The sequence below is a fragment of the Ruegeria sp. F5 genome (assembly GCF_056533845.1).
In genome coordinates, this window is record NZ_JBQFOU010000004.1 from 243723 (window position 1) to 269538 (window position 25816).

Sequence of the window (25816 nt, forward strand, 5' to 3'; positions counted from 1 at the left end):
CAGGGATAGCGCGCCGCTTCAACTTACATTTTTCCACGTGACAATGACTGTCCCCGGCTGGATAGAACCCGGCCTGCGCTCACTCTCCCAATCGTTCCATAAGCCGTGCATATGCCGTCTGGCCCCGCCGGAAGGTGGGCACGCGAAAGAACTCATCCGGGGCATGTTGGTTTTCATCTTCATGACCGAACGCAAACATCACGGCGTGCAGACCCAGCTCATCCAGAAGCGTTGACATCACCGGGATCGACCCGCCAACCCGCGTCTTGTAGGCGGGTTTTCCATAAACCTCTTCCAGAACCTGACCCGCAATGGCGGTCGCGTTGTGCCCGGCGGGGACAAGAAACGGATCCGCGCGACCGGGGTTCCGCGACACCTCGGCGGTTACGCCGGGCGGGCAATGCGCCCCGACATGCGCGGCAATCAGGTCAAAGATCTTCTCGGGGTTCTGATCTGCCACCAGCCTGCAGGTGATCTTGGCCGAGGCGACCGCAGGCAGCACGGTCTTTGTGCCCTGACCCTGCCAGCCGCTGGTCAGACCGTTGACCTCAAGTGTCGGGCGCGCCCACAGGTTTTCACGTGTCGTGTATCCCGGCTCACCAAGTGTCGAGGGGGCACCGGTTTGCGCAAGATAAGTCGCTTCATCCCACGGCACCTTCGCGATCGCCGCGCGATCTTCATCGGTCAGGTCTATAACATCGTCGTAGAAACCGGCAACCGTGATCCGCCCATCGGGTGACTTCATGCTGGCCAGCAGTTGGGCAAGGGCCATTGCCGGGTTTGCGACCCCTCCCCCATGCAGGCCCGAGTGCAAATCGGATGCCGCGCCCTGCACCGAAATTTCAAGCGAGGTGAGACCTTTCAGGCCCAGAACCAGCTGCGGGGTCTCTGTATCCCACTGGCTGCCATCCGCCGAAAAAATCATATCCGCCTGAAGGCGGTCGAGATTGGCTTCGATAAACGGCGGCAGATCGGGCGAGCCGATCTCTTCCTGCCCTTCAAAGAAAAACCGCACGTTTACCGGCAGTTTGCCGGTCTCTGCCAGCAGCGCCTCGGCGGCGAGGATCGGTATCAGCATCGCCCCCTTGTCGTCGGTCGCCCCGCGCCCGTAAATCCGATCCCCGCGGATGGTTGGTTCAAACGGGGGAGACGACCAGAGTTCAAACGGTTCCGCCGGCTGCACATCGAAATGACCGTAGATCAGGATCGTCGGCGCACCCGACCCGGCATGAAGCCAGTCGGCGCAAACGACCGGATGGCCTGCGGTGTCCATCATCTGCACATTTTCCATTCCGGCCGAAATGAGCCGGTCAACCACCCACTGCCCGGCGTTCCGAACATCGCCAGCGTTTTCGGGTTTGGCTGAAACAGAAGGAATTCGTATGAAATCGCACAGCTCTTCCACGAAACGCGGTTGATGTGTGTCCAGATACTCTTCCCAACCCATGGCCTGCCCTCCCCTGTGGTCCCGTTCAAACTGGCGAAACTGAATTGGGCCTGCAAGTCCGCAGAAGATAATCTTCGCTTATTGTCAGTCCGCGAAAGGCCGTTCAGCCCAAAACGCCCGAAGATGGGCGTCAGAGGGCAAACCGTTTCAAACCATGCCCAGCGCCTGTTCGATCAACCAATCGCAAAAGGCTTCGGCATCGGCGCGGTTTTCGGTCGTGTTGATCAGGTAAAACCAATCGCGTTCGATCTCGAGAAACCCGTCAAGTTTCCTGAGCGATCCATCCTCAAGATAAGGATCAACCAGCGGGTTTCCGGCCAATGCTATGCCATGCCCGGCAATCGCCGCCTGAAGCATGTTGATATAGGTGTTCAGAACCACCCCCGACGATTCTTGCGGCGGGGTGATCGCGTTCTGGCGGAACCAGTTCGGCCAGCGCGCGCCCGGACGGTAAATGCCGGACAGGTGCAGAAGGTTTTCCTGAATCAGGTCCTGAGGTTCGCGCAATGCGGTACGCGCGTGGTACTTCGGGCTGACAACCGGGAAAACACGTTCCTGCAGCAGTGGCGTTACCGACTTCCCGCCGGGCAGCGTTTTTGAATATCGGATCGCCACATCCACGCCCTCGGCCTCAAGATCAAGCTTGCGGTCGGAAACCATCAAATTCAGTTCGATCTCGGGGTGGATATTGCTGAACTCAACCACGCGCGGCATCAGCCAATAGGTGGCAAAGGCCGACGTAGTCGTAACCGTCAGTCGCCGCCCACCTGAACGAGCCTGTACGCTGCTCAGCGCCGATGCGATTTGGTGCAAGGCCGGCGAGACCTCGGACTCCAGTGCCTTACCGGTTTGCGTCAACGTGACTTTTCGGTGTTCCCGATAGAACAGCTTGGCCCCCAGAGCGGCTTCCAGATCGGCGATCTGGCGGCTTACCGATACCCGGCTGACGCCAAGTTCCTCGGCCGCTCTTGTAAAGTTTGAGTGTCGGCTGGCCGCTTCAAAAGTGATCAGATGCGGTATCTTTGTAAGCGTGTTTCGGAGATTTGCCATAACGCTATGGTTAACAGAAGGCGACGCATTTTGGAACTTCACAAGCCCGGCATTCTCACCAAACATTATGCGCAACGGCGCGGCCTGCCCCGGTTTTCCGCGCATGTGGGAGGACAGCATGACGACATTCACCAAACTCACCCTGGCCACCGCGCTTGGCGCTACACTGGCTCTGCCGTCACTGGCAGCGGATCAACCCGGAACAGGCGTATCGGTATCGCCAATCAAGGGCTCGCCTGCCAATGCGTGGTTTCAGCACATGGTGGTGCAGTTGGGGCTGGAACAACTGGGCTACGAGGTCGAAGAGACGCTGGAAGCAGATTTCCCTGCCGTCCATCTGGCGGTCTCTTCCGGGGACGCGGATTATACGTTCAACCATTGGAAGCCGCTGCATAACGAATTCTTCGACAAGTCGGGCGGGGAAAGCGTGATGACCCGCGTTAACCCCGCCATCAAAGGCGCGGGTCAGGGCTATTTCATCGACAAGAAAACCGCCGAAGAGCACGGCATTACGGATATCGGTCAGTTGTCGGATACGGCACTGGCAGCCGTCTTCGACAGCGACGGCGACGGGCGGGCAAACCTTTCGGGCTGCAATCCGGGCTGGGGATGCGAACTGGCCATCGAAACGCATCTGGACGACTACGACCTGCGCGATGTGGTCCAGCATGATCAGGGCAGCTACTTCGCGATCATGGCAGACACGATCACGCGCTACAACGAGGGCGGTTCGATCCTGTATTACACATGGACTCCGAACTGGATCAGCGACGTGTTGGTCCCCGGAACGGATGTCGTTCAAATCGGCGTACCGACCGACGGCGATTTCGACGCAGGGTTTGCGGTGAACGACGTCTATATCGTCGCCAACAACGATTTCCTCGAAGACAACCCGGCGGCGGCCAGGTTCTTTGAGCTGGTCGACATCCCGATCGCGGCTGTCAACGCGGCTCAGGTCAAGCTGCGCGACGGGGAAAACACGCTGGAAGATTTCCGTCGCCACGCCGCAGACTGGGTTGCCGCCAATCAGGACACGTTCGACAGCTGGGTTGCCGAAGCCGCTCAGGCCAATTGATACCTCCTCGTCACTGGTGGGCGCGGCCCGTGTCGCGCCCTCTCTTTTCCGGAAAGGACTGTCCATGAGTGACGCGCAAATCGAATGCCGCGATCTGTGGAAGATTTATGGCCGACGCGCAGACGAAGCGATGCAGGCCGTTCTGACCGAAGGGCTGAGCAAGGAAGAGGTGCGCGACCGCTTTGATTGCGTTCTGGGTGTAAGGGATGCCAGCTTCACCGTCCAAAAGGGCGAGATTTTCTGCATCATGGGCCTGTCAGGTTCAGGTAAGTCGACCCTTGTCAGGCACGTGAACCGTCTGATCGAACCGACCTCGGGTGAAATCCACGTCGCCGGGCAGCGCGTTGATACGATGGACGAATCTCAGTTGCGGCAATTGCGGGCCGAAACCATCGGGATGGTGTTTCAGCACATGGCGCTCTGGCCGCATCGGACGTTGGGCGACAATGTGGGCTTTGGCCTCGAGGTACGTGGTATCACGGCACAACAGCGTCGCGACGCAGCGATCAAAGCGCTTGAGGCTATGGACCTTGGCGGATGGATCGATCACTACCCGGATCAGCTTTCGGGCGGAATGCAGCAGCGTGTGGGCCTTGCCCGTGCGCTGGCCGCCGACCCCGAAATCCTGTTGATGGACGAGCCGTTTTCAGCCCTCGACCCCCTGATACGCCGCCAGTTGCAGGACCAGTTCCTGAACCTGTCCGCCCATTTGGACAAAACCACCCTGTTCATCACGCATGATCTGGATGAGGCCATCCGAATGGGCGATCACATCGCCATTATGAACGACGGTGAGATCGTGCAGATCGGCACGCCGGAAGAGATCGTGACCAATCCGCGCGACGACTATGTCGCCGAATTCGTCAAAGGCATCAGCCGCGTCGGTCTGGTGCGCGCCGAAACCATCATGGACAAGCTGGACGGTCGCGAGGCAACCGCGAAACAGGTTCGTACCGATGCCGAGCTTGGCGAAATCATCGAACATTTCATGGACGACCAATTGCCGGTGACCGTTGTCAGCCCGGACGGCCCCGCTGTGGGTCAAATCACCATCAAAGCCGCACTGACGGCGCTGCGCGGTTAAGGGAGGCACCATGGATCTCTGGAATATCTTCGATACTGAATGGGTGCCGGTCGGCACCTGGGTCGAGAACGCCTTGCAATGGGTGGTGACCAATTTCCGCTTTATCTTTCAGGCCATCAAAGTCCCGTTCGAAATCGTTCTGACCAGTCTGGAGGATGCTCTGACACAGGCCCCGGACCTGTTGATCTTTGCACTGATCATTCTGATCGCGTGGCAGGCAGGTGGCCGAAAACTGGGGCTGGTTTCGACGGCGTGCATGTTGGGCATTGGTCTGATGGGCGCGTGGGAAGAAAGCATGACGACCCTGTCCATCGTGCTGACATGCGTCGTCTTCTGCTCGCTCATCGGTATTCCATTGGGCGTGATTGCGGCCAAGAACAACCGGTTCTGGACCGTGTTGCAGCCCATTCTGGACCTGATGCAGACCATTCCGTCCTTTGTCTATCTGGTCCCGATCGTCATGCTGTTTTCAATCGGCAACGTCTCGGGCGTGATCGTGACCTTTATCTACGCGCTGCCGCCGGTTGTCCGCCTGACCAATCTGGGTATCCGGCAGGTGCGTCCGGACATGGTCGAAGCGGCCCGCGCCTTTGGGGCGTCAAACCGTCAAACGCTGTACAAAATCGAATTGCCGTTGGCGATGCCCACGATCATGGCCGGTGTGAACCAGACCATCATGATGGCCCTGTCCATGGTTGTTGTGTCCTCGATGATCTCGGTCACCGGACTGGGGCAGATGGTGCTGCGGGGTATCGGGCGTCTGGACATGGGCCTTGCCACGGTCGGCGGGCTGGGAATTGTCTTTCTGGCCATCGTCATCGACCGTACCTCGCAAAGCTTCGGCATCTCGGCCCGCGAACGCAACCACAAGAAATGGTACGAAACCGGCCCGGTGGGCGCTGTGCGTGCCCTGATCGGGAAGGCCTAGACCGATGTCTGACCGGCCTAACATTTTGTTTCTGCAGGTGGACCAGCTGACCGCATCGGCGCTGCGATCCTATGGCGATACGATCTGCCACGCACCCACGCTGGATGCGCTGGCAAACAACGGTGTGGTCTTCGAGAACGCCTATTGCAACTTCCCGCTGTGTGCGCCCTCGCGATTTTCCATGGCGACGGGCCAGCTTTGTTCGGCTGTCGGGGCCTATGACAACGCAGCCGAGTTTTCTGCCGAAATACCCACCTATGCGCATTACCTGCGCGCGGCGGGCTATCAGACTGCGCTGTCCGGCAAGATGCACTTCATCGGGCCGGACCAGTTTCATGGCTTTGAAAAGCGCCTGACCGCCGACCTCTACCCGGCAGATTTCGCCTGGGTGCCCAGTTGGGGCAACGAGGGCAAACGCGACACCAACGACCCGCGCGCCGTTCGGATTGCCGGGATATGCGAGCGTTCGGTTCAGATCGACTATGATGAAGAGGTCACCTTCAGGGCCGTCCAGCATATTTATGATATGGCGCGCTCGGACGATGACCGGCCCTTCTTTTTACAGGTCTCCTATACCCATCCGCACGAACCTTACCTGTGCCGAAAGGAATTCTGGGACCTGTACGAAGGCACGGATATCCCGATGCCGCGCGTCGGCGCCCTGCCCGAGCAGGAACATGACCCGCACTCTGCCCGTCTTCTGCGCGATTTCGGAATGCTGGGCATTCAGTTCAGCGATGAAGATATCCGTCGCGCAATCCGCGCCTATTACGGGTCGATCAGTTACATCGACAGCCTTGTGGCCCGGGTTTTGGATGCGCTTGGGGCCACCGGCGCCGATAGAAACACTGTGGTGGTTTTCACCTCGGATCACGGCGAAATGCTGGGCGAACGCGGTATGTGGTTCAAGAAACACTTCTTTGAAAAATCCCTGCGGATTCCGCTGATAATGTCAGCGCCATGGATAGAGCCCCAACGGGTTCGGGAACTGACCTCACTTGTTGACCTTCTGCCCACGTTCAACGCCATCGCAGGCGTGGAATGCGAAGTCGAACCCCTTGAAGGCGTGGATCTTGCCAGTGTGACCAATCAGGACGACCCGGAACCACGTCGGGCCGTCTATGCAGAATATCTGGCCGAGGCGACACCGGTGCCGATCTTCATGATCCGGCGCGGGGCGTTCAAATTCATCTCTTCCTCGCATGATGGAGACCTGCTGTTTGACCTGTCGAACGACCCGGACGAGCGCATCAATCTGATCCACGAGCAGACCCATCAGGACACCGTCGCAAGCTTCCGCAAAGAGGTTTCGCAAAAATGGAACGAGGCTGAGCTTACCCGCGACATCCTGCTTAGCCAAAAGCGGCGCGCCCTAGTGAGATCGGCAATGATGCAGGGCGAAAAACAGCGCTGGAACCATGGGGAAAGCGGCACGGACCGGGTCATCTGGTATCGCGGCGAACAGGGATATAACGAGTGGGCCTTTGACTACATCTGACCCAAGTCATAACGAGTGATGTCTGCGCTTTTTTGGCGGTTTCGCCGCTTTGGATATCGCCCACCAGGATTCATCCATCGGTAAGCCCTGCCGTTTGAATCGGTCCGAGGCTATCCCTTTCCCAATGGCATGGAAGCTCGGCCAGATGCGGGGTTAATCAGGATGCGCGGTTAATCAGACGGTATACACAAATCAGGTTTCCTGATTGTATGGTCTGACACCTGAACCCGCAGGTTCAGGTCCTCGTTACCGGAGGTTAGCCGTGCTGAACATGTCGATCCCCATCCCATTGATCCTGGCGGCGGCGCTGCCTGCCTTTCTGGACAGTTGTTCCGGTTCCGATACCAGCGTGGCGCTGGGTGTACTGGCGCGGGATCGTGTGGCCTTGACGGCGACGGCCAATGAAATCGTTGTGGATTTGCCTGTGGCCGAAGGGACTGTCGTCAAGGCAGGCGATACGCTTGTCCAACTTGATCCCACCTTGCAGACCGCAAAGCTAAGTCTGGCGCAGGCCGAGCTTGAAAAGGCGCAGGCCACCCTTCTGAAGCTACAGGTCGGACCGCGAGAGGAAGAGATTGCGATTGCCGAGGCCAAAGTCGCAGGCGCTGTCGCGCGGCTGGCCGATGCCGAGGCTATTTATGACCGAAACGCCAGACTGGTCGAGAACTCGGTCGTGACCGAGGCGCAGGTTGCGAATGACCTGGCCTTGCGCGATTCCGCGCGGGCGGAATTGGCCAGCGCTCAGGAATCCCTGAGGGAACTGCAAAACGGCACCCGCCCCGAAGATCTGGCGGTTGCCGAGGCCAACGTGCGTGCCGCAGAAGCATCGGTCAACGCCGAACAGACCGTTCTGGACGATCTGACGGTAGTGGCGACCCGCGATGGCGTGCTGGACTCGTTGCCGTGGAACCTTGGAGAGCGTGTGACCTCCGGCAGCCCCGTTGCCGTGATGGTCACCGGCCAGACACCTTATGCGCGCGTCTATGTCCCCGAACCGCACCGCGTCAATTTGAAACCCGGCGACGCGCTAAAGGTGCGTATCGACGGGCTGGACGACCCGTTGGACGGCGTCGTCCGATGGATCAGCGACGACGCGTCCTTCACGCCCTATTACGGGTTGAACCAGGACGACCGGACACGGCTTGTCTATCTGGCCGAGATCGATTTGCCCGGCGCCGCTCCGGACCTGCCTGCAGGGGTGCCGGTGCAGGTCCCCATGCCATGAATGACGTCGTCGTCTCGACACAGGGTTTGACCCGGAAATTCGGGGAGAACACTGCAGTCAACAATTTGGATCTCGAGATCCGAACCGGCCAGATCTACGGATTTCTCGGCCCCAATGGCTGCGGCAAGACCACGACCATGCGCATGCTGACGGGGCTGCTGACCCCCAGCAGCGGAAAGATTTCGGTTCTGGGCCAGTCGATGCCCGAGGCGGCAGAGCCATTGAAGAACGAGATCGGGTATATGACGCAGATCTTCTCGTACTACCGGGATCTGACCGTGTTGGAAAACCTTAGGTTTGCGGCGGAAATCTATGGAATTCCTGCGAAATCGATCAAAGATCGCATCGACGAGTTGCTTCATACCTATGACCTGACCTCGAATATCAACCAGCTTAGCGGCAGTATGAGCGGCGGCCAGCGGCAAAAGCTGGCGCTGGCCGCGACGGTCATGCACCGCCCGAAATTGCTGTTTCTGGACGAGCCGACCTCGGCCGTTGATCCCGAAACCCGCCGCACGTTCTGGGAACAATTGTTCGATCTGGTCGATCGGGGCGCGACGATGATTGTTTCGACCCATTTCATGGACGAGGCTGAGCGCTGCCACCGGCTGGCCATCCTGCAGCATGGCGTCAAAAAGGCAGACGGATCGCCGCGGGAACTAATGGACAATCTGCAAGCAGATGTGGTGGAGGTCGAAGGCCCGGACCTGAGGAAGGTCAAACACGAGCTGGACGGCAAGCCACGGATACTCTCGACCGCCCAGGTCGGGTCGCGCCTTCGCGTGCTGGTGGATAAATCCGAACCCCGCCCGGCGGAAATGTTGCGGGGCTTGCTGGGCGCGTTTCCCGACCTGTCCCTGACGCCGCAGCGACCAAACCTTGAAGACGTATTTGTCAGCGCAACGCGGGGGCCGGAACAATGATCTCTCCGCGCCGCATCGCCGCTGTCTTGAAGAAAGAGCTGCTGCAACTGCGGCGGGACAGGATTACCTTTGCAATGGTCATCATGATCCCGCTGATCCAATTGCTGCTGTTTGGCTATGCGATCAACACCAACCTGCGCCACGTGCCCGTCGCGCTTGTGGATCAGTCCGGAACGGAACTGTCCCGCACGCTGGCCCAGATCGTTCAGGCCACGCAGGTTGTGACGATCACCGAGGAACTCTCCACCCCGCTGGAGGCCGAGCAGGCGATCACCGAATCCCGCGTACGCGCCGCGATGATCATCCCGCCAGATGTAAGCCAGCGCCTTGCGCGCAGTCCTTCTGTCGGGCTGGGCCTGCCCAACGCAACAGATCAGACCAGCAGCCGGCCTGTTGCCCATTGGATCGTCGATGGTTCGGACACGATGGTGGCCAGCGCGATCAAGTCCTTGCGGACGATGCCCCTGACGGAGTTGCTGAAACAGCCACCGAACCGGCAGGTGCCCACGTTCGAGGTAACGCTCTATTTCAACCCCGAGCAGCGATCGGCGGTCAATATCGTGCCGGGCCTTGTGGGCGTCATCCTGACCATGACGATGATCCTGTTCACCTCGGCCGCCATCGTGCGCGAACGCGAGCGGGGCAATATGGAGATGCTGATCAACACTCCGATCAGGTCGATTGAGCTGATGGTGGGCAAGATCATCCCCTACATCTTTCTGGGTCTGATACAGGTCGCGATCATCCTCGGCCTCGGGCACGTGTTGTTCGATTTGCCGATCAACGGCGGGTTGGGCGTGCTGCTTGTGGTGACGTTGCTGTTCATCATCGCCAGCCTGTCGCTTGGGCTGGTGATTTCGACACTTGCGCAGAACCAGTTGCAGTCGATGCAGATGACCATCTTCATCCTTCTTCCCTCGATCCTGATGTCGGGGTTCATGTTCCCATTCGACGGCATGCCAAAAACCGTTCAGATCATCGCTCAGGTTCTGCCTGCCACGCATTTCATGGACATGATCCGCGGCGTGGTCCTGCGCGATGCCTCACTCTACGAATTGCGCTGGGAAATACTCTGGATGATCGGCTTTGCGGCTTTCGGATTGGTCGCCGCAACGCTGCGGTTCAAAAAGCGGCTGGGATAGAGGCCGTTCGCCACCCTGCCCCGCATTCAGCCAACCGTTCAAAGCGCTGGCGCGCATCCGATGCATTGACCCGCTAATGCGCGGATTTCCGTTCCCTTTGACCTTCAACGGGTTGGAGAGCGGATCGGTCGATCCTACATGTCTGGAAACAAGAGGCAGTGACGTACGTTTAAACGGAAGGAAACCGAAATGAAGAAGATTACAGTAGCTTGCCTGCTTGGTGGTTCATTGCTTCTGGCGGCATGTGGCGCACCGACAACTGCAACGCAGGCTCAAGCCCAGCACGATGCGCGCTGTGCCGCCGGTATTCTGGGCGGTGCCGCTTTGGGCGGTGTCGTTGGCAACCGCTTCGGCGGCGGAACGGGTCAGACTCTGGCAACAGCGGCAGGCGCAGGGCTTGGAATGTACGCAGGCCAGTCGGCTTGCGGCTGACGATCAAGGAAGGGGCTGGCCGAAATGGCCGGCCTCAGCCCGCGCTCGCGCGCCTTTTCGTCAAACGCTCTCGCAGCCGTTCAATGACCACGTACAAAACCGGCACAAGCACAAGGCTCAGGACGGTAGCGACAATCATCCCGCCAAAGACAGCGGTTCCAAGCGATCTGCGCGCCGCAGATCCGGCACCGCTGGCAATCACCAGCGGGATGACGCCCAGAATGAATGCGAACGCGGTCATCAACAGCGGCCTTATTCGGATACGCGCGGCTTCCATTGCTGATTCCTCGATCGTAAGACCCTCCTGACGCCGGCGTCGGGCAAATTCGACGATCAGGATGGCGCCCTTGCTTGCAAGACCGATCAGCATGACCAGCCCGATCTGGCAATAGATGTTGTTGTCGTAGCCGCGCATCCATTGCGCAACCAAAGCCCCGAATATCGCAAGTGGAACCGCCAGCAATACCATCAGCGGCATAACGAAGCTTTCATACTGGGCGGCCAGAAACAGGAAGGCGAAGATGACAGCCAGCGCGAAAAGGATCGGGGCGACGTTCCCGGCCTTGATCTCCTGATAGGCATTGCCGGTCCACTCATAGGTGTAGCCTCGGGGCAGTGTCTGCTTTGACAGGCTGTCCATGGCTGCAATCGCCTGACTGGAACTGTGCCCCTGTCCTGCCGCACCGTTGATGCTGGTCGAGCGGAAGAGGTTGTAGTGATTGATGGTGCGCGCCCCGATCTGGGGCGTAACCGTCACCACAGCGCTGAGCGGCACCATACTGCCTTCGTCATTGCGGACATAAAGCCGACCGATATCTTCCTCGGCTTGCCGGGCATCTACATCAGCTTGCAGGTAGACTTTATAAACCCTGCCGTAGACGTTGAAATCGTTGACGTAAACGCCGCCCAAAAACGTCTGCAACGCATCGAAAACGCCACCAATCGAAATACCCTCGGTCAGGGCCTTGGTTCGGTCAAGCTCGATATGCAACTGCGGGGTGCTCGCGGAAAACGGGCTGTAGAGGCCAGACAGCTCGGGTCGGGCATTTCCGGCTGCGACCATGTCCCGGGTCACCTGCTCGAGATCCTGAAGTGAGCCGCCGGTGGTGTCCTGCAGTTCGAATTGGAACCCTCCGGTGGGCGAAAGGCCAAAGATCGGGGGCGGGTTGAAGGTGGCAAGAACGCCGCCCGGAATTTCGTCGAACTGCGCCTGCGCTTTGGCCATGATCTGAGTGACGCTCTCACCCGCACCCTTTCTTTGATCCCAGGGTTCGAGAATGGCGAACAGGTTGCCCTGATTTGGGGCGGATGTATTGGTCAGAACGCTGAAGCCGGTGAAGGTAATAACGCCTTTGATACCGGGCAGATCATGCAGAATTTCGTAGGCCTCATCGACAACCTTCTGGGTCTGGCCCAGCGCCGTGCCTTCCGGCGTTTCCAGACTGATGATGAAGTAGCCCTGATCTTCGTTCGGGATAAAACCTGCAGGCACGACGGTGAACATGTAGACCGTGCCCGCCAACAAGGCCGCAAAGCCCAGCGCCACGGGTTGCCAGACACGGATGAACCAGCCAACTACAGCCTCGTACCGCCGCGTGAACCAGGCGAAGCCGACATCGAATTTCTGGATTATCTTGGCTTTTGGCCGTGCTCCGCCCAAAAGCAAACCACACAAGGCGGGGCTGAGTGTCAGGGCGTTGATCGCTGAAATAGCAACGGCGGATGCAATTGTCAGGGCGAATTGCTGGTACAACTTTCCTGTCAGCCCCGGCATCAGGGCAACAGGAATGAAAACCGCCATCAAAACCAATGAGGTGGCCACAATCGGGCTGGTGACTTCGTCCATTGCACGGCGGGCTGCCACCTTTGCATCCTTTTCGCCGTTTTCGATGTGCCGCGACACGTTCTCGACTACGACAATGGCGTCATCAACAACCAGACCAACCGCCAGCACGAGGCCAAACAAAGTCAGCAGATTGATGGAAAAGCCCAGCGCCAGCATCAGGGCGAAGGTGCCGATCAGACAGACGGGAATTGTGATCACTGGAATAAGCGCCGCCCGCAGGTTCGGCAGGAAGATGACGATGACAAAAACGACAAGCAGGATGGCCTGCCCAAGTGTCAAAAGAACATCCCGAATGGCTTCGCGGTCGAAGTTGGTCGTGTCGTAGATCACCGTGTATTCAAGGCCCTCGGGAAAGTCCTGAGACAGTTCCGCCATGGTTTCGCGGACCTGCGATGCCAGTTGCAGGGCGTTGGCACCGGGTAGCTGCATGATGCCAAGACCCACCGTCGGACTGCTATCGAGCGTTGAACTGAAGGAATAGTCTTCTGCGCCCAACTCCACATGCGCCACGTCCCTGAGCCTGATAACGGCGCTGTCCTCGCCGATGCCCAGAACGATGTTTTCGAATTCTTCCTTGCTTTGCAGTCGCCCCTGAGCGGTTAGTGTCAGTTGGAACTTTTGGTTGTTACCGATGGGTGGCGCGCCCAATGCACCAGCCGCAACTTGCTGGTTTTGTTCTGTAATGGCGTCGTAAACGTCGGACGTGGTCAGGCCAAGGCTTGCCATCTTTTCCGGATCAAGCCAGATCCGCATGGCATAAACCCGTTCACCCCAAACCATCACCGTGCCAACACCCGGGATACGTTTCAGGCGATCCGTGATGTGAATGTCCGCGTAGTTTGAGATGAACAACTCGTCGAACTGGCCGTTTGGCGAGATAAGGTTGACCCCCATGATCAGGTCAACCGACTCCTTCGTGACGGTCACGCCAGACGCCACGACCTCATCCGGGAGTTGCGCCATCGCCGTAGATACCCGGTTTTGCGTGTCCACGGCTGCGATACTTAGGTCATACCCTTCCTCGAACGTAACCGTAATGTTCGAGGTGCCATCGTTGGAACTGGTCGAGGCCATGTAGACCATGCCCTCGACTCCGTTGATCTGCTCTTCCAGGGGTATGGTCACCGCTTCTTCAACGACCTCGGCGCTGCCGCCTGTGTAGGTGGCGCTGACGACAACAGTCGGGGGCACGACCTCGGGGAATTCGCCGACAGGAAGCAGCGGGATCGAAATCAAACCGGCGATCACAATCACCAGCGCGATGACCGACGCAAAGACGGGTCTGAAGATGAAGAACCGGCTCAGCATTCAGCCATCAGCCTTGTCTGCGGGTGGCTTTTTGACATCAACAGCCATGCCCGACCGGACACGTTGTTGCCCCTGCACAATCACCACTTCTTTGTCCTTGAGCCCCGTCTCGACGATGCGGCGGCCTTGGTAGTTGCGGCCAACGGTAATCCGGCGCATTTCGGCCTTGTTATCTGTACCCACGACAAAAACAAAGAAACCGGCCTGATCCTGAGCGACAGATTCGGAGGGTACGGTTATCTGACCTGACTGCTTGGTAAGCTGGATGTTCACCCGGGCATATTGACCGGGGCGCAGCGTTTTATCCGGGTTCGGAAACACGGCGCGCACGGCGATCGTGCCAGTCGTCGGATCAAGACCCGGTGCCGAGAAATCAAGCGCACCGGCGTGCGGGTGGACGCTGCCGTCAAGCAGCGCCACCTCAACCTTCAGGTTTGGGTTTGCCGATCTGTATTTTTCCAGTTCCAGAAACTGCGTTTCGCTCGGGCTTATATAGACAAACAGCGGATCCATCTGGACCAGTTCGGTCAGAACGGTGTCATTTGCCGAAACGACATTGCCGACATCCTGATAAACCCGTCCGATCCGCCCATTGATCGGGGCAGACACGGTTGCGTAATCAAGATTGACCTGCGCCGTGTCCACCGCGCCCTGACTGCTGTCGAGATCGCCTTTTGCCTGGGCTGCATCGGTGGTTGACCTGTCCAATTGCTCCTGCGCGACCGTTCCGTCACTCGCCAGCGCGGAATAGCGCGCCTGCTCTCGGTTGGCGAAATCCAACCCGGCCTGGTTTTTGTCCCGCTCGCCTTTCAGACGCCTTAGCTCAGAGGCGTAGGGGCGTTTGTCGATGACAAACAGGGTATCGCCCTTGACGATATCGGTGCCTTCTTTGAAGGGCCGGGATTCAACATGGCCATCGACGCGCGACCGGATGGACACCGTGTTGGGAGATTCAGTGCGCCCGGTCAGTTCAAGAAAAAGCGGCACCTCTTCTGTCGTTGCCTGGGCGACGACGACCTTCGGTGCGGCAGTTTGTGTTTCCTCTGCCTCTTTCTCGAAGCAGCCCGCGATCAGGATCAGCAGGAAAAAGGGAAGAACATGGCGTGTACGCCGGCTTTCACCCAATATTCGCAGCCCTAAGCGCACGTAAACCTCCCTAAATCAACACCCTGACTAACTGATAGCCTATTTTGCCCGCATTATCACCGACAACAATTTTTTGCGCCTGCGATTTCGATGTCTTTTGCAAATTGCGGGTGTTGGGCACGCAGTGGACGAGTCGGGATTTGGGCTTAGTGCGAAGCTTTATGTCCGTTTACTCAACATCGCCTTGCAGGCCGGAAACTGCCGAGCCTTCCACAGTTATTCGATGCATCAAGCGCCGAAATCCGTGATAGTCGTTGATGGCCTTGTGCCATGTCGCGCGGTTGTCCCACATGGTGATGTCTCCGGCCTGCCATCGGACGCGGCACTGGAATTCAGGTTGCTTGCAATGCTCAAAGAGCATGCTGAGGATTGCGTCGGATTCCTCTGTACTAAGCCCCTCGATATGCGTGGTGAACACCGGGTTCACGAACAATCCGCGACGCCCGCTCAGAGGATGCGTGATGACCACAGGGTGGCGCGCGTCCTGAATGGCGTTATCCGCGTTGCTGAGACGCCCGCTTTTGGCAGCTTCGCTGTCTTGCGCGGCCACGCCAAAGACATGCCGCGAGGAGTGGATTGCTGTCAGCCCATGCAGGAACCGGCGCATCGGCTCGGACAGTGCGTCATAGGCCGCGCCCATTGAAACAAACAGCGTGTCCCCGCCGTAAGGCGGCATCTCGATCGCATGAAGTATCGAGCCCATGGCGGGTTCCTGATCGTAGGAATGGTCGGTATGCCAGCCCTCGCCGACCGCTTCCTTTTGGTCCTTTTCCTTTAGAACCATGGCGATCTCGGGATGGCCCTCGACCGGTTTGAAGAAGCGATTGACGTTGATAGGGCCGAAGCGACGGGCAAATTCCAGATGCTCGTCCGGGCTGACCTGCTGGTCGCGGATGACGATCACGGAATGTTTGGCAAAAGCGGCGTGAATATCCTCGAACTGAGCACCATCGCGGATGTCGGCATCCACGATCTCTGCTCCTAAGCCGCCTGTAAGTGGTCTTATCTCCAACGGTCTGCTCCTCGCTCTCCCACCGGCAGTTTATCGGAATGCCGGTGATCGGATAGACAGAATTATCCGGGCTCGATGTGCATTGGACCTGTCGCGGGATGTGCATTGGAACCAGCGGCACGCTTGCGTGATCGCCGAAATCAACCACACACAGCTTGCCGGGTATGTGGTACCGAGATGCGACTCAGCTCTTCGGTCCTCCGCAACGTCCTAATTCAATACCATTCGTCGGGCATCGCGGCTTTGCGTTCCGTCACGAAGTCAGTCAATGCAGCGCGGGTGCTGTGCGGCATATCCGGTGGCTCATACTCTGCCAGCATCTTTTGCCAGCATGCGGTTGCGCGCTGGTCGGCGGTTTGGCGGCCCTTTTCGTCCCATGCCTCAAAAGGCCCGGCCTCGGGCAGTTGCGGTTCGAAATTTGCTGTCGCGTAGTGGCGCAACGTGTGGCCGGTGGACAGGAAGTTCTCGCCCGGACCGGCCTCGTGATACGCGTCGCGCCCGAAATCCTCGTCGCTGGTCCCGAACCCCTGCAACATCTTCAGCATGGCACCGCAATGATCGAGGTCCATGATGAACTTTTCATAAGACATCACCAGCCCACCTTCGAGCCAGCCAGCCGCATGCCAGACCTGATGCCCCCCGGACAGGAGCGTTGCCCACATCGCGCCGGTGCTGTCCTGCATGGCCTGACCATCCGCAGCATTGGAGGCGGTGACCTGCCCGCCGCCCGAGCGCACCGGGACACCAAGCCTGCGGCCCAGCTGCGACAGCGCCATGGTCGTAAGGTTGGCCTCGGGCGAACCAAAGGTCAGCGCCCCTGTCCGCAGGTTCATCGTGGAATGGAAACTGCCAAACACGACAGGGCAGCCGGGGCGCACTAGTTGGGTGAGCGCAATGCCCGCCATCGCCTCGGCCAATGTCTGCGCAGCGACCGCAGCGGGCGAGAGTGGCCCCATTGCCCCCGCAAAAATGGCGGGCGAGACACAGACGCATTGGTTGGCGGTCGCATAGGCCCGCAGCGACCGGGACATCACCTCGTCAAAGACCAGCGGCGAGTTGACGTTGATATTGGCTTGCATTACCGCATGTTTGTCCAGAAATGCCGCGCCAAAGGCCAAGCGGGCCATTTCCAGACTGTCCAAAGCGCCCTGTTCGGAAGTCACGCCCCCCATGAAAGGTTTGTCCGACAGGCTAAGATGCGCAAGCATCATATCGAGATGCCGCTTGTTCACCGGCACATCTGTCGGTTCGACCACGGTTCCGCCGGAATGGTGCAGCGCGGATGAAAGATGCGCGAGTTTCACGAAGTTCCGGAAATCCTCGATGGTGGCATAGCGCCGCCCCCGCGCCAGATCACTGACAAAGGGTGAGCCATAACCCGGCATCAGCACCAGATTGTCACCCCCTAAAGAAACCGTGCGGGCGGGATTGCGGCCATGCAGCAGGAATTCGGCGGGGGCATCTGCACAAATCTGCCGGGCGTGGCCGGGTTCAAATCGAACCCGGCAACCCTCGACCCGCGCTCCGGCCTCGGCAAACAGGGCAAGCGCCACATCGTCGCCCCGGAAGTCGATGCCGATATTGTCCAAAATCCAGTCCGCTTGAGATTCGATCCGGCCCAAGGCGGTTTCATCCAGCAATTCGTAAGTCGGGGTTTTGCGACGATGATATACGGGTGTTTCCGGCGGCGTGTTACGTCTGGTCAGCCGGCCCCGGCGCGACCTGCCGCGCTGGGTGATATGCATCTGAGTGTTCACAATTCCCAACGGTCAAACTCCTGAAGGGTTTCAGAAGTATTTAATTTGTTGATATACATACCCGACAATCGAATTTATTTGTCCATATTGTCAAAAAACATTGCACGCTTGACCCATGCCCATAGAGTTCCGCCATCACGACACACTGCGCCTGTTCATTGAAATCGCCCGCTACCGCAGTTTTTCTGACGCGGCCGAGGCGCTGCACATGACCAAAGGGGCCGTCAGCTATCAGGTCAAAACGCTGGAGGCGGACATGGGCTTTTCTTTATTCCAGCGGAAAGCCCGCGGGGTGGAGCTGACAGCCGCAGGGCAAAAGCTACTGGCTGCCTGCCAAAGCCACTACGAAGATATCGAGGCAGAGATTCTGGCCCAGAAGGGTACCTCGACCCGCACATTGACCGTCGGCGTCTCGACCTATTTCGCCGCACGCTGGCTGTCGCCCAGACTGATGTCGTTCATGCAGAATCACCCGGCCATCCAACTGCGCCTGCAGCCGATGATCCGTCTGTTCGATCTTGAAACTCAAGGGGTGGATATTGCGATCCGTTGGGGCAATGGCCATTGGACCGACGTCGAAGTCACCCCGTTCCTGCCCTTCCCGGCCTATCCTGTCGGTAATGCAGACGCGCTGAAAACGGTCGAGACACTCGGCATGGAGCGGGCGATTTCCTCTCTCACGCTGCTGCGCGATCATGACGACAGCAACGCCTGGACCGACTGGCTGAACATCGCGGATTTGCCGCACCAGACGCGCCGCGACACCCTTATCATTCCGGACCCGAACGTTCGGGTTCAGGCGGTTATCGATGGTCAGGGGATAGCTTTGATGGACGACCTGATCGCGCAGGAATTTCGGGAAGAATACCTGTTCAGGCTGTCGCACCATACGCTTCACGACTACGGCTATTTCATCGCGCGTCCAAAGGGAAACGGAAGCCCCGAAAGTGTCCGGGCTTTCATTGACTGGCTACAAAGCCAGGCACCAATTTCAGACGCGATGGCTGATCCCGCCTGAGACACGGGTGGCCAGCTAGGCAAAATACTCAGGCGAAACCGCCTGTGATACATGACATTCTGAGCTTACTGCTTCGAAACGGAGGCTTCACCCGTTGTTTTGCTGCGAATCTAGTTCAACTTTAGCCACCCGCAACAATGGTCCCTCGCAGGCCTAGCCATCTATTGGTTTGTCGAAGCGTCCAAAGCCCGCTGGCCGGACCAAGCACCCAAAATTTCTGGAAATCGCTTCATGATCTGCGCATTTCTGTCTGACCCAAAAACCGGTTCTGAAGGTTGGCTCAGAATTTCGTTCGTCTTCTCTCGGGCGGTTTGCAACAAGGATGGGGTATCAGCGTCCGCCCAGGCTTGCGGTGTCGCACGATCAGCCAGCGCCGGGTAATAATAGTCGCTTTGCATCCGTCCCAATGTCTGATCGCTACCAAGAAAGTGCCCGGGGCCCCCAAGGCAGACGTCGCGTATGACGTCGAAGGCCAGCGCATCGTCGTTGATCTCAAACCCGCGCGTCGCGCGCATGACCGATCCGATGAGGTCATTGTCGAGAACGAAGCTTTCCTTGCTTGCGGCTAACAAGGACCCGTACATGCCGGCGGCTTCGTAAATCAGGTTGGCACCGGCCAAAGCACTCAAAAGCTCGGTGATGCCTTTTTCGTAGCCCGCTTGAAAGTCGGGTAGCTTGGCGTCCGTCATACCTGCGCTGACCGCGCAGGGAATTCCGTAGTGTTGCGCCATCTGTGCACATGCCGCCATCAGAACACCCTGTTCCGCGCTGCCGCCAGACATGGCGCCGGTCCGCAGATCGCTGACAAAGGGCAGCGCCCCGAAAAGCGCAGGGTGGCCCGGGTTCAACAGGTTGACGTAGACCAGCCCGGCAAGCACTTCGGCAGTCTGCTGCGCAACGGCTCCGGCCAGCGGGGCGGGGCTGGTCGCTCCGGCTTGCCCGGCTGACACGAGCTTCAGGGGTGTTCCGGTGTCTGCGGCGCACTCGATAATCCCCAGTGCTTCTTCGGCGAAAGTGAGTGGCGGCACGATAAAGCAGGTCGAGACGCAGCAAAAAGGCCGCGCGCGCCAGGCGTCTTTTCCGCCCGCGATGATGTGGAACATTTCAACGGCGGCCCGCATCGTCTCAACCGAACTGAACGACGTTCCAATGGGCTTTTTCGTCCCCGCCGCGCAGGCATAGGCCGTGTTCAGTTCCATCGCATGCGGATCGAGGATATCGCGTGCCACGACAGTGCGCTGAAACATATGAATGTTGGGAAGCGCCTGCGCTAGACGGGCCATATCATGAAGGTCTGCCAAAGTTGTATCACGCACCTCGCCAGTCTCGCTGTCGACGATGTGCACGGCTGCCCCGGACGTGCCCAGATGGATGCGGGTGCCTGATGGATCGAGATCAAATTCCGGCACCTGACCATAAAGCTTGAACCCGCGGCCTGCCGTTTCCAGAACACGCTCAACCATGTCAGAGGGGAAAAGCAGTCTTCTGGCATCGGAAACCGAACCTCCGGCCGCGACTATGGTTTCGGTGCAGCGCGGGGTGGCCCTTGCGAAACCGATTTCCGCGAGGATGCGAAGTGCAGTTCGATGAATGGCCGCGATCCCGTTCTGGGGGAGCGGGCGGTATCGCCCACCTTCGATCCCGGGCCAGATCGAGGTCGTGGGGCCAGAACCTGCGCCCCCCTGCCGGGCCGCACGGCGCGCATTCCGTCCGGATCTCGTTCGGTTCATGCGGTGACTCCTTTTTCAAAGAAGAGTTCAAGGATGGATGGTGCGGTTGGCCAATCCTGCACTTTCTGCATCCAGATTTCGCGCCCCGCGCTCGCCTTGGACGTTTGGCCGAGATTGGCGTTGAACTTTGCCATCACACGGCACGGGGACATCGGCACCTCGGGTGCGCCGATGGGATAGACGCAGCGTTCCTCATGGCGTTCCCCTGATCCGAGGATTAATTCCATGCGATCCGGGTCTTCCGGGCTGTAGTTCAGATCGGGTCTTTTCGGGCTGAATGGCCGAAGTTCGCAGCGCGCCGCCAGTCTTGCAATCTCGGGCGCTTGCCACGCTTCGCGATCAAGATCGGCAAGCGTTAGGTCGCCTTGCAGCAGGCCGATGGCGGCAACGAAGGGCACGCTGAACAGCGCCTCTGATCGCGACTTCGGTGAGCCAAAAGGCAGAACGGCGGCGTGAAAATCCGGCATGCAGAGGATCACACGCGCAATATCTTCCACTTCGATGCGCTTTCGCAGCGCCAAGGCGCAGGTCATGATCCGATGGGTGTAGCCGCAACTCGGCCACGGTTTCAGCACAAGTCCATGTTCGCTCAGGGCGTAGATCTGACCGAGCTTTGACAGCGCTTTTGACAGGCGGTTGCGATCCAGACCGCCCATCAGCGCAGCGAGGCCACGGGGATGATCCAGCACATGAGGCTGTGCGCTCAAGCCAGCTTTGGCAAGACAGGCAGCCTCTACCCCGGCCCGAGCGGCAAAGCCCGCTTGCACCGGCTTGGCATGTGACCCGAACTGGCAGGTATAGCCGGTGGCAGCGCTACAAGCCAAAGACATGGCCCGCGTGGTTGCCAAGGCGTCCAGCCCCATCAAGCGCGCGCAGCCTGCTGCCGCACCAATAGCGCCAAGCGTCGCCGTCGAGTGCCACCCCGCATCGTAATGTTCGAAATTCAGGCCTTCGCCGAGACGGGCAATCACCTCGAAGCCCGCAAGATAGGCGCGGGCCAGGTCACGTCCACCCGTCCGTGCGTCCGCCATGGCCAAAAGGGCGGGCACCAGGACCACAGTGGGGTGCGTGTTTCCGGGAATTTCCCAGTCGTCAAAGTCCAGCGCGTGCCCCGCAACCGCATTCAGGAACGCGGCATGCGGGCGCGACACACGGCTCGACGCACCCACGACACGGGCGGGTCCGCCGCCGCCCATTTGATCGACGGCGGATAGGCTGCGTTGCGCGACCTCAGTTTTTGCGCCCGCGTGCATGCATCCGAGCGTGTCGATCACGCCGTCTCGCAGTACCGCCATAGTCGCCGGATCCGGGGTCAGACCATCCTCGGCCACGAATTGTGCAAGACGCGTGAGTGCGGTCTCGATCATGCCACCACCCTAGTCAAACAGGATGACGCCGCGGCCGGGTTTACCGGAGAGCATATCGTCAATGGCCAGATTGATCTCTTCCAGTCTATAGCGGCGACCGATCAGTTGGTCGATCGGCAGCTTTCCTTCCAGAAAATGCTGGCCATAGGCTTTGAAATCGCGCGTCGTGCAGGCAGAGCCAAAGATCGAGCCCGTCACGTTGATCTCGGACCGCGTGATACCGGTCGAAGGCAGATCGATGGTCGCATCATTGGCGTCCATGCCGACAAAGGTGACCTGACCGCCCGGCCGGCAATAATCAATTGCCGCGCGTTGCAACGCGCGCTTGCCGACCGCCTCGAAAACATGGTCTGCACCATGCGCGGTAAGCGCCCGGATTGCTGCGCCAACGTCCTGTTTCGCATTCAGGAAATGCGTCGCCCCAAGCGCCCGGGCCTTGGTTTCAGCCTCGGGTGAAGCGTCAACGGCGATGATCTGTTCCGCGCCAGCAAGTTTTGCGCCCATGATGATGGACAGCCCAACGCCGCCTGCTCCGATCACCGCCACCCGATCACCCGCAGCGACCTTGGCCCGGTTGAGAGCCGCTCCGACGCCGGTGGTGACAGCACATCCCAAAAGGGCGGCGACTTCGAACGGGACAGCTTTGTCTATCGGCACGCAGCTCTCTTGCGGCACGACCACGGTATCAGCCCAGCAGGCGAGCATCGACAGATGCCGGACCGGTCCGTTGCCATTCGAAAACCGGCAGGAGCCATCCATCATTGTCCCGTCCCAAAGTGGGGTTTTGTAGGTCTGGCACAGATGGGTTTGGTCGCGGTCGCAAAAGAAGCATTCGCCGCAGTATGGGATCCAGCTGAGCACGACGTGATCGCCAACGCTGAGGGTCTCGACACCCTCGCCGACAGCCGTGATCGTCCCCGCCCCCTCGTGCCCCAGCACAACGGGCAATTCATGACCCGATTGGCCCGACATGACGTGATAGTCTGAATGGCAAACACCTGCCGCGCCCATCCGCAGGCGCACTTCTCCGGCCTTCGGTTCCGCCAGTTCAAGCGTTTCAACGCGAAGGGTTTCACCCACATCATACATCACTGCCGCCCGCGCCCGCATATCAGCGCCCCAATCGACGCTTGCGGTCTCGGATCCGCCGCGTCGCCTCTGGCGTGCCGTTGTGGAACGAGCCAAAAACAACGTCCCAGGGAACCTCGGCCGTACCGTAGTTGCATTCGAAATAGCGATGGTGAAGCTGGTGAAAGAAGTCCCCAAGCGCCATGCGCTTTCGATCCCTTACAAACAGCTTCTCAAACCCTGCATGCGAGACCGCCGGATTTAGCGCGAGGTTGTAGAGGTGGAAGATTACGTGGATCGGGTCTGAAGGAACCACGAGATGGATCAGAACAGACGAGAAGTAACCCAGATGTTCCAGCGGATGCATCGACATGCCCGACCATGGGCCAACGTTGACATTGCGATGATGTAGGGAATGCACCCGCTTGTAGATTGGCGGCCAGTGCAGCAGGCGGTGGATCCAGTAAAAGTGGAACGACGCCCAAAGCGGGATCAAAACAAACCACGCCACCGACCAGACCGGCGCGTCGCTTAGGCTGATGGTTGGCGCAAAGCCGTTGGCGGCGCTCCAGAAGTACAGAACTTCGTAAACGGTCCAGAGTGTGACCCCGGACGCCAAGGACCAAAAGACATTGTCGAAAACCTGGTTTCGGAAGGTGAATTTCCGGTTGTCGACAGCCAGGTCGCGCGCATCGAACTTGGTGGTCGTCCCCTGCCCGCGCCACCGCCAAAGCCAGAGGTGAAGCCCCCCTGCGACCAGAACCAACAGCGCCATGTTGCGCGACCAGATCGCGGCGATCCACGCAGGTTCCAGCGTTCGTATTGCTTCTAAGGGCGGCTGAAACAGCCACCAGATCACAATTGCCAGCGCCAGTTCAATCACGGTCGAGGACAACGCCAGCCAATAGGACGCAAGCCATTTGACCGCTTGGACAGGGCGTGGCGGCCAGGCAAAAACCGGGCTCACAGGAATGGGCATTGCAGGGTTCCATGCCCATTCTCTGGCACCGCCCTCGGGGACGGGATGATCCGTGATATGCGCATTCATTCGCAAGCAAGCCCGTCAACTGACGTGTCAGTTTCATTTTTGGGCTTTTGCCGGGCTTCTGAGAACGCCTAAAAGAGCTATGCTAACTATTCCATGAGGGAATGCGCGATGCCGGCACTGAACTGGAAACTCCTTACTGCCTTTGAAGCTGTGGCCCGGCATCTGAATTTCACCCGCGCTGCAAGTGAACTGAACGTACAGCAACCGTCGATCAGCAGACGGGTTGCGGAACTGGAAGACGAGCTTGGCGTCAAACTCCTGGTTCGTACACGCCCAACTGCGGCCCTGACGGCGGAAGGAGACCTTTTGTTCCGTGCGATCTCAGGCGGGGTCGCTCAGGTCACAGAGGCCTTGAATCACATAAGGGCGCAACAGGATCGGAATGTCGTGGTGGTGAACACGACAATCGGATTTGCTAGCTGCTACCTGATGCAACATCTGGCGAATTTTCGGCTGGAGCATCCCGATATCGCGGTCGAACTTGTTTCCCGCGATCAGAATGAGGCTTACAGAAGCGCGCAGGCAGACGTCCTTATCGTGTTCGATGAGCCGAAAAATCTGCCTAACACTCAGACCAAACGCATATTTTCTGAGAAGCTAATACCTGTCGGAAAGCCGGATGTGTTTCGGCCGGTCGGCGATGCGCTGGAAGACCTCGCACGGTTTGAACTGCTGCATCTGTCCACCGGTGTTCACGCACGTGACTGGGAAACGTACTTTCAGGGAACGAGCATTTCACTACCCGCCCCCAGATCCGAGCAAAGGTTCACCTCATTCATGGTATACCTGCAGGCCGCGCTAAATGGCGACGGCATCATTCTCGGATGGGAGACGCTGTTTCAGAGTTTGCTGGATCAGGGCCAGTTGGTCCGTCTGACTGAGAGGACCGTTGAAACCGACAGGGGCTATTTCGCCTGCCTGACCGAAAGGGCAGAAAACAGCCCGTCTGCCAGAACGCTTTGGAATTGGGTGTCCTCTCTCGCGTCTTAGAACGCTGCTCTGACCCGACGATGCTGTTTTGAAGTTCCGTAGCCGAAACTGATGCCGTGGCCGGAACCTTCACGTGTCCCGCCTGTAATGTGCCATGAACATTGCGACACAATCGTCCAATACGTTTTTGGGTGTTGGGTTCTCTCCCAGGAAAAACTCGGGCCAGAAGAAGAAGTTTTTGACCAGCGCCAGAAGCTGGCTGGTCGCCAAGGCAGGATCGGCTGTGCGGATCACACCTGCGTCCATGGCTTCGCTGATCAGCCTTGTTATCGGGTAGTCATGGGTTGCCGTTTCCGTGAAGAATTGGCGGGAGCGATCAAGGTCACGGATCAGTTCCGATATGACCATCCGGTTCAAACCTATCGCCGTTTCGTCAGTGATCACATCAATGTACCGCCACAAAGCGTCCTTCAATTGTTCGACGAAGTCGCGATCCGGGTCATAGGGCACCGGCTCCATTCTCTGGTTCTGGGCAACCATAATCTCCGAGATCGCCTCGAACAGCGCCTCTTTGCTTTCGAAATGATTGTAGAGCGTGCGACTCGATACATTCGCTTTTTTGGCGATCGAGGTGGTCTTGGCCCCCAGAAATCCCTGCTCGCGGAACTCTTCGATGGCAGCATCGATGATATCTTTTCTTTTCTTTTCAGTACGCTTCACGATTTTTGCCTCAAAAAGTAAAATCATGTGTTTACAAACACGAGATCCACAACATAAGTAAA

The 25816-nt window shown here is 58.7% G+C and carries 21 protein-coding genes; 10 read left to right on the forward strand and 11 right to left on the reverse strand.

Annotated features, from left to right (window positions below):
- Positions 1–79 precede the first annotated feature (79 nt).
- Positions 80–1447, reverse strand: a complete 1368-nt coding sequence (locus tag ACR0K1_RS08330) for a dipeptidase (protein WP_480849885.1) — start codon at positions 1445–1447, stop codon at positions 80–82.
- Between the two features lie 147 nt (positions 1448–1594).
- Positions 1595–2497 carry a LysR substrate-binding domain-containing protein gene (locus tag ACR0K1_RS08335; protein WP_480849887.1) on the reverse strand — a complete coding sequence of 301 codons (903 nt, stop codon included), beginning with the start codon at positions 2495–2497 and terminating at the stop codon, positions 1595–1597.
- 118 nt (positions 2498–2615) lie between these two features.
- Here ACR0K1_RS08335 and proX point away from each other — a divergent pair, with 118 nt between their 5' ends.
- The 8 genes from proX to ACR0K1_RS08375 all read left to right on the forward strand — a co-directional run bounded on the left by proX (position 2616) and on the right by ACR0K1_RS08375 (position 10804).
- Positions 2616–3572 (forward strand): glycine betaine/L-proline ABC transporter substrate-binding protein ProX, encoded by a 957-nt coding sequence (gene proX, locus ACR0K1_RS08340; protein ID WP_480849889.1) that lies wholly within the window; start codon positions 2616–2618, stop codon positions 3570–3572.
- A 64-nt stretch (positions 3573–3636) separates the two neighbouring features.
- Complete coding sequence (locus ACR0K1_RS08345; RefSeq protein ID WP_480849891.1) at positions 3637–4656, forward strand: quaternary amine ABC transporter ATP-binding protein; 1020 nt, start codon at positions 3637–3639, stop codon at positions 4654–4656.
- Positions 4657–4666: 10 nt separating this feature from the next.
- Positions 4667–5584 carry an ABC transporter permease gene (locus tag ACR0K1_RS08350; RefSeq protein ID WP_480609619.1) on the forward strand — a complete coding sequence of 306 codons (918 nt, stop codon included), beginning with the start codon at positions 4667–4669 and terminating at the stop codon, positions 5582–5584.
- A 4-nt stretch (positions 5585–5588) separates the two neighbouring features.
- Positions 5589–7082 (forward strand): choline-sulfatase, encoded by a 1494-nt coding sequence (gene betC, locus ACR0K1_RS08355; protein ID WP_480849893.1) that lies wholly within the window; start codon positions 5589–5591, stop codon positions 7080–7082.
- Between the two features lie 271 nt (positions 7083–7353).
- Positions 7354–8307, forward strand: a complete 954-nt coding sequence (locus tag ACR0K1_RS08360) for an HlyD family secretion protein (protein WP_480850083.1) — start codon at positions 7354–7356, stop codon at positions 8305–8307.
- Positions 8304–9230, forward strand: a complete 927-nt coding sequence (locus ACR0K1_RS08365) for an ABC transporter ATP-binding protein (protein ID WP_480849895.1) — start codon at positions 8304–8306, stop codon at positions 9228–9230. Before ACR0K1_RS08360 ends, ACR0K1_RS08365 begins: the two co-directional genes overlap by 4 nt.
- On the forward strand, positions 9227–10372 hold the full coding sequence (locus tag ACR0K1_RS08370) for an ABC transporter permease (RefSeq protein ID WP_480849897.1): 1146 nt from the start codon (positions 9227–9229) through the stop codon (positions 10370–10372). The genes ACR0K1_RS08365 and ACR0K1_RS08370 overlap by 4 nt, the downstream gene beginning before the upstream one ends.
- 189 nt (positions 10373–10561) lie before the next feature.
- Positions 10562–10804 carry a glycine zipper 2TM domain-containing protein gene (locus tag ACR0K1_RS08375; RefSeq protein ID WP_480609606.1) on the forward strand — a complete coding sequence of 81 codons (243 nt, stop codon included), beginning with the start codon at positions 10562–10564 and terminating at the stop codon, positions 10802–10804.
- 34 nt (positions 10805–10838) lie between these two features.
- Here ACR0K1_RS08375 and ACR0K1_RS08380 read toward each other — a convergent pair whose 3' ends face one another.
- The 4 genes from ACR0K1_RS08380 to ACR0K1_RS08395 all read right to left on the reverse strand — a co-directional run bounded on the left by ACR0K1_RS08380 (position 10839) and on the right by ACR0K1_RS08395 (position 17873).
- On the reverse strand, positions 10839–13958 hold the full coding sequence (locus ACR0K1_RS08380) for an efflux RND transporter permease subunit (RefSeq protein ID WP_480849899.1): 3120 nt from the start codon (positions 13956–13958) through the stop codon (positions 10839–10841).
- The gene (locus tag ACR0K1_RS08385) at positions 13959–15104 is read right to left on the reverse strand and encodes an efflux RND transporter periplasmic adaptor subunit (RefSeq protein WP_480849901.1); all 1146 of its coding nucleotides are present in this window, start codon (positions 15102–15104) and stop codon (positions 13959–13961) included.
- Positions 15105–15273: 169 nt separating this feature from the next.
- Positions 15274–16116, reverse strand: coding sequence for a TauD/TfdA dioxygenase family protein (locus tag ACR0K1_RS08390; protein ID WP_480849903.1), 843 nt, complete (start codon positions 16114–16116; stop codon positions 15274–15276).
- A gap of 215 nt (positions 16117–16331) precedes the next feature.
- A complete protein-coding gene (locus ACR0K1_RS08395; RefSeq protein ID WP_480850085.1) occupies positions 16332–17873 on the reverse strand; it encodes a trimethylamine methyltransferase family protein in 1542 nt (513 codons plus the stop codon).
- A gap of 115 nt (positions 17874–17988) precedes the next feature.
- Between ACR0K1_RS08395 and ACR0K1_RS08400 the strand changes: the two genes are divergently transcribed.
- The gene (locus ACR0K1_RS08400; protein WP_480849905.1) at positions 17989–18891 is read left to right on the forward strand and encodes a LysR substrate-binding domain-containing protein; all 903 of its coding nucleotides are present in this window, start codon (positions 17989–17991) and stop codon (positions 18889–18891) included.
- Positions 18892–19052: 161 nt separating this feature from the next.
- Here the strand turns inward: ACR0K1_RS08400 and ACR0K1_RS08405 are convergent, their stop codons facing one another.
- Genes ACR0K1_RS08405 through ACR0K1_RS08420 form a run of 4 tightly spaced genes read right to left on the reverse strand, consistent with a single transcriptional unit; the run spans position 19053 to position 24035 of the window.
- Positions 19053–20621, reverse strand: coding sequence for a trimethylamine methyltransferase family protein (locus ACR0K1_RS08405; RefSeq protein ID WP_480849907.1), 1569 nt, complete (start codon positions 20619–20621; stop codon positions 19053–19055).
- Positions 20618–21988 carry an MmgE/PrpD family protein gene (locus ACR0K1_RS08410; RefSeq protein ID WP_480849909.1) on the reverse strand — a complete coding sequence of 457 codons (1371 nt, stop codon included), beginning with the start codon at positions 21986–21988 and terminating at the stop codon, positions 20618–20620. Before ACR0K1_RS08410 ends, ACR0K1_RS08405 begins: the two co-directional genes overlap by 4 nt.
- Before the next feature lie 9 nt (positions 21989–21997).
- Entirely contained in the window at positions 21998–23077 is a 1080-nt protein-coding gene (locus ACR0K1_RS08415) for a zinc-binding dehydrogenase (RefSeq protein WP_480849912.1), read from the reverse strand.
- A 22-nt stretch (positions 23078–23099) separates the two neighbouring features.
- The gene (locus ACR0K1_RS08420; RefSeq protein ID WP_480849914.1) at positions 23100–24035 is read right to left on the reverse strand and encodes a sterol desaturase family protein; all 936 of its coding nucleotides are present in this window, start codon (positions 24033–24035) and stop codon (positions 23100–23102) included.
- Positions 24036–24212: 177 nt separating this feature from the next.
- On the opposite strand from ACR0K1_RS08420, the gene ACR0K1_RS08425 reads away from it, so the two are divergent.
- A complete protein-coding gene (locus ACR0K1_RS08425) occupies positions 24213–25094 on the forward strand; it encodes a LysR substrate-binding domain-containing protein (protein ID WP_480849916.1) in 882 nt (293 codons plus the stop codon).
- Between the two features lie 69 nt (positions 25095–25163).
- On the opposite strand, the gene ACR0K1_RS08430 is transcribed toward ACR0K1_RS08425, so the two are convergent.
- Positions 25164–25781 carry a TetR/AcrR family transcriptional regulator gene (locus ACR0K1_RS08430; RefSeq protein WP_480849918.1) on the reverse strand — a complete coding sequence of 206 codons (618 nt, stop codon included), beginning with the start codon at positions 25779–25781 and terminating at the stop codon, positions 25164–25166.
- Between the last annotated feature and the right edge of the window lie 35 nt (positions 25782–25816).

What these genes read in the sequence shown, in the direction of transcription:
- ACR0K1_RS08350 (WP_480609619.1), top strand. Translation starts at nt 4,667, where the DNA reads ATGGATCTCTGGAATATCTTCGATACTGAATGGGTGCCGGTCGGCACC.
- ACR0K1_RS08405 (WP_480849907.1), bottom strand. Translation starts at nt 20,621, where the DNA reads ATGAACCGAACGAGATCCGGACGGAATGCGCGCCGTGCGGCCCGGCAG.
- ACR0K1_RS08410 (WP_480849909.1), bottom strand. Translation starts at nt 21,988, where the DNA reads ATGATCGAGACCGCACTCACGCGTCTTGCACAATTCGTGGCCGAGGAT.
- ACR0K1_RS08330 (WP_480849885.1), bottom strand. Translation starts at nt 1,447, where the DNA reads ATGGGTTGGGAAGAGTATCTGGACACACATCAACCGCGTTTCGTGGAA.
- proX (WP_480849889.1), top strand. Translation starts at nt 2,616, where the DNA reads ATGACGACATTCACCAAACTCACCCTGGCCACCGCGCTTGGCGCTACA.
- ACR0K1_RS08365 (WP_480849895.1), top strand. Translation starts at nt 8,304, where the DNA reads ATGAATGACGTCGTCGTCTCGACACAGGGTTTGACCCGGAAATTCGGG.
- ACR0K1_RS08375 (WP_480609606.1), top strand. Translation starts at nt 10,562, where the DNA reads ATGAAGAAGATTACAGTAGCTTGCCTGCTTGGTGGTTCATTGCTTCTG.
- ACR0K1_RS08425 (WP_480849916.1), top strand. Translation starts at nt 24,213, where the DNA reads ATGCCGGCACTGAACTGGAAACTCCTTACTGCCTTTGAAGCTGTGGCC.
- ACR0K1_RS08420 (WP_480849914.1), bottom strand. Translation starts at nt 24,035, where the DNA reads ATGCCCATTCCTGTGAGCCCGGTTTTTGCCTGGCCGCCACGCCCTGTC.
- ACR0K1_RS08380 (WP_480849899.1), bottom strand. Translation starts at nt 13,958, where the DNA reads ATGCTGAGCCGGTTCTTCATCTTCAGACCCGTCTTTGCGTCGGTCATC.
- ACR0K1_RS08400 (WP_480849905.1), top strand. Translation starts at nt 17,989, where the DNA reads ATGCCCATAGAGTTCCGCCATCACGACACACTGCGCCTGTTCATTGAA.
- ACR0K1_RS08430 (WP_480849918.1), bottom strand. Translation starts at nt 25,781, where the DNA reads ATGATTTTACTTTTTGAGGCAAAAATCGTGAAGCGTACTGAAAAGAAA.
- ACR0K1_RS08345 (WP_480849891.1), top strand. Translation starts at nt 3,637, where the DNA reads ATGAGTGACGCGCAAATCGAATGCCGCGATCTGTGGAAGATTTATGGC.
- ACR0K1_RS08360 (WP_480850083.1), top strand. Translation starts at nt 7,354, where the DNA reads ATGTCGATCCCCATCCCATTGATCCTGGCGGCGGCGCTGCCTGCCTTT.
- ACR0K1_RS08335 (WP_480849887.1), bottom strand. Translation starts at nt 2,497, where the DNA reads ATGGCAAATCTCCGAAACACGCTTACAAAGATACCGCATCTGATCACT.
- betC (WP_480849893.1), top strand. Translation starts at nt 5,589, where the DNA reads ATGTCTGACCGGCCTAACATTTTGTTTCTGCAGGTGGACCAGCTGACC.
- ACR0K1_RS08415 (WP_480849912.1), bottom strand. Translation starts at nt 23,077, where the DNA reads ATGTATGATGTGGGTGAAACCCTTCGCGTTGAAACGCTTGAACTGGCG.
- ACR0K1_RS08370 (WP_480849897.1), top strand. Translation starts at nt 9,227, where the DNA reads ATGATCTCTCCGCGCCGCATCGCCGCTGTCTTGAAGAAAGAGCTGCTG.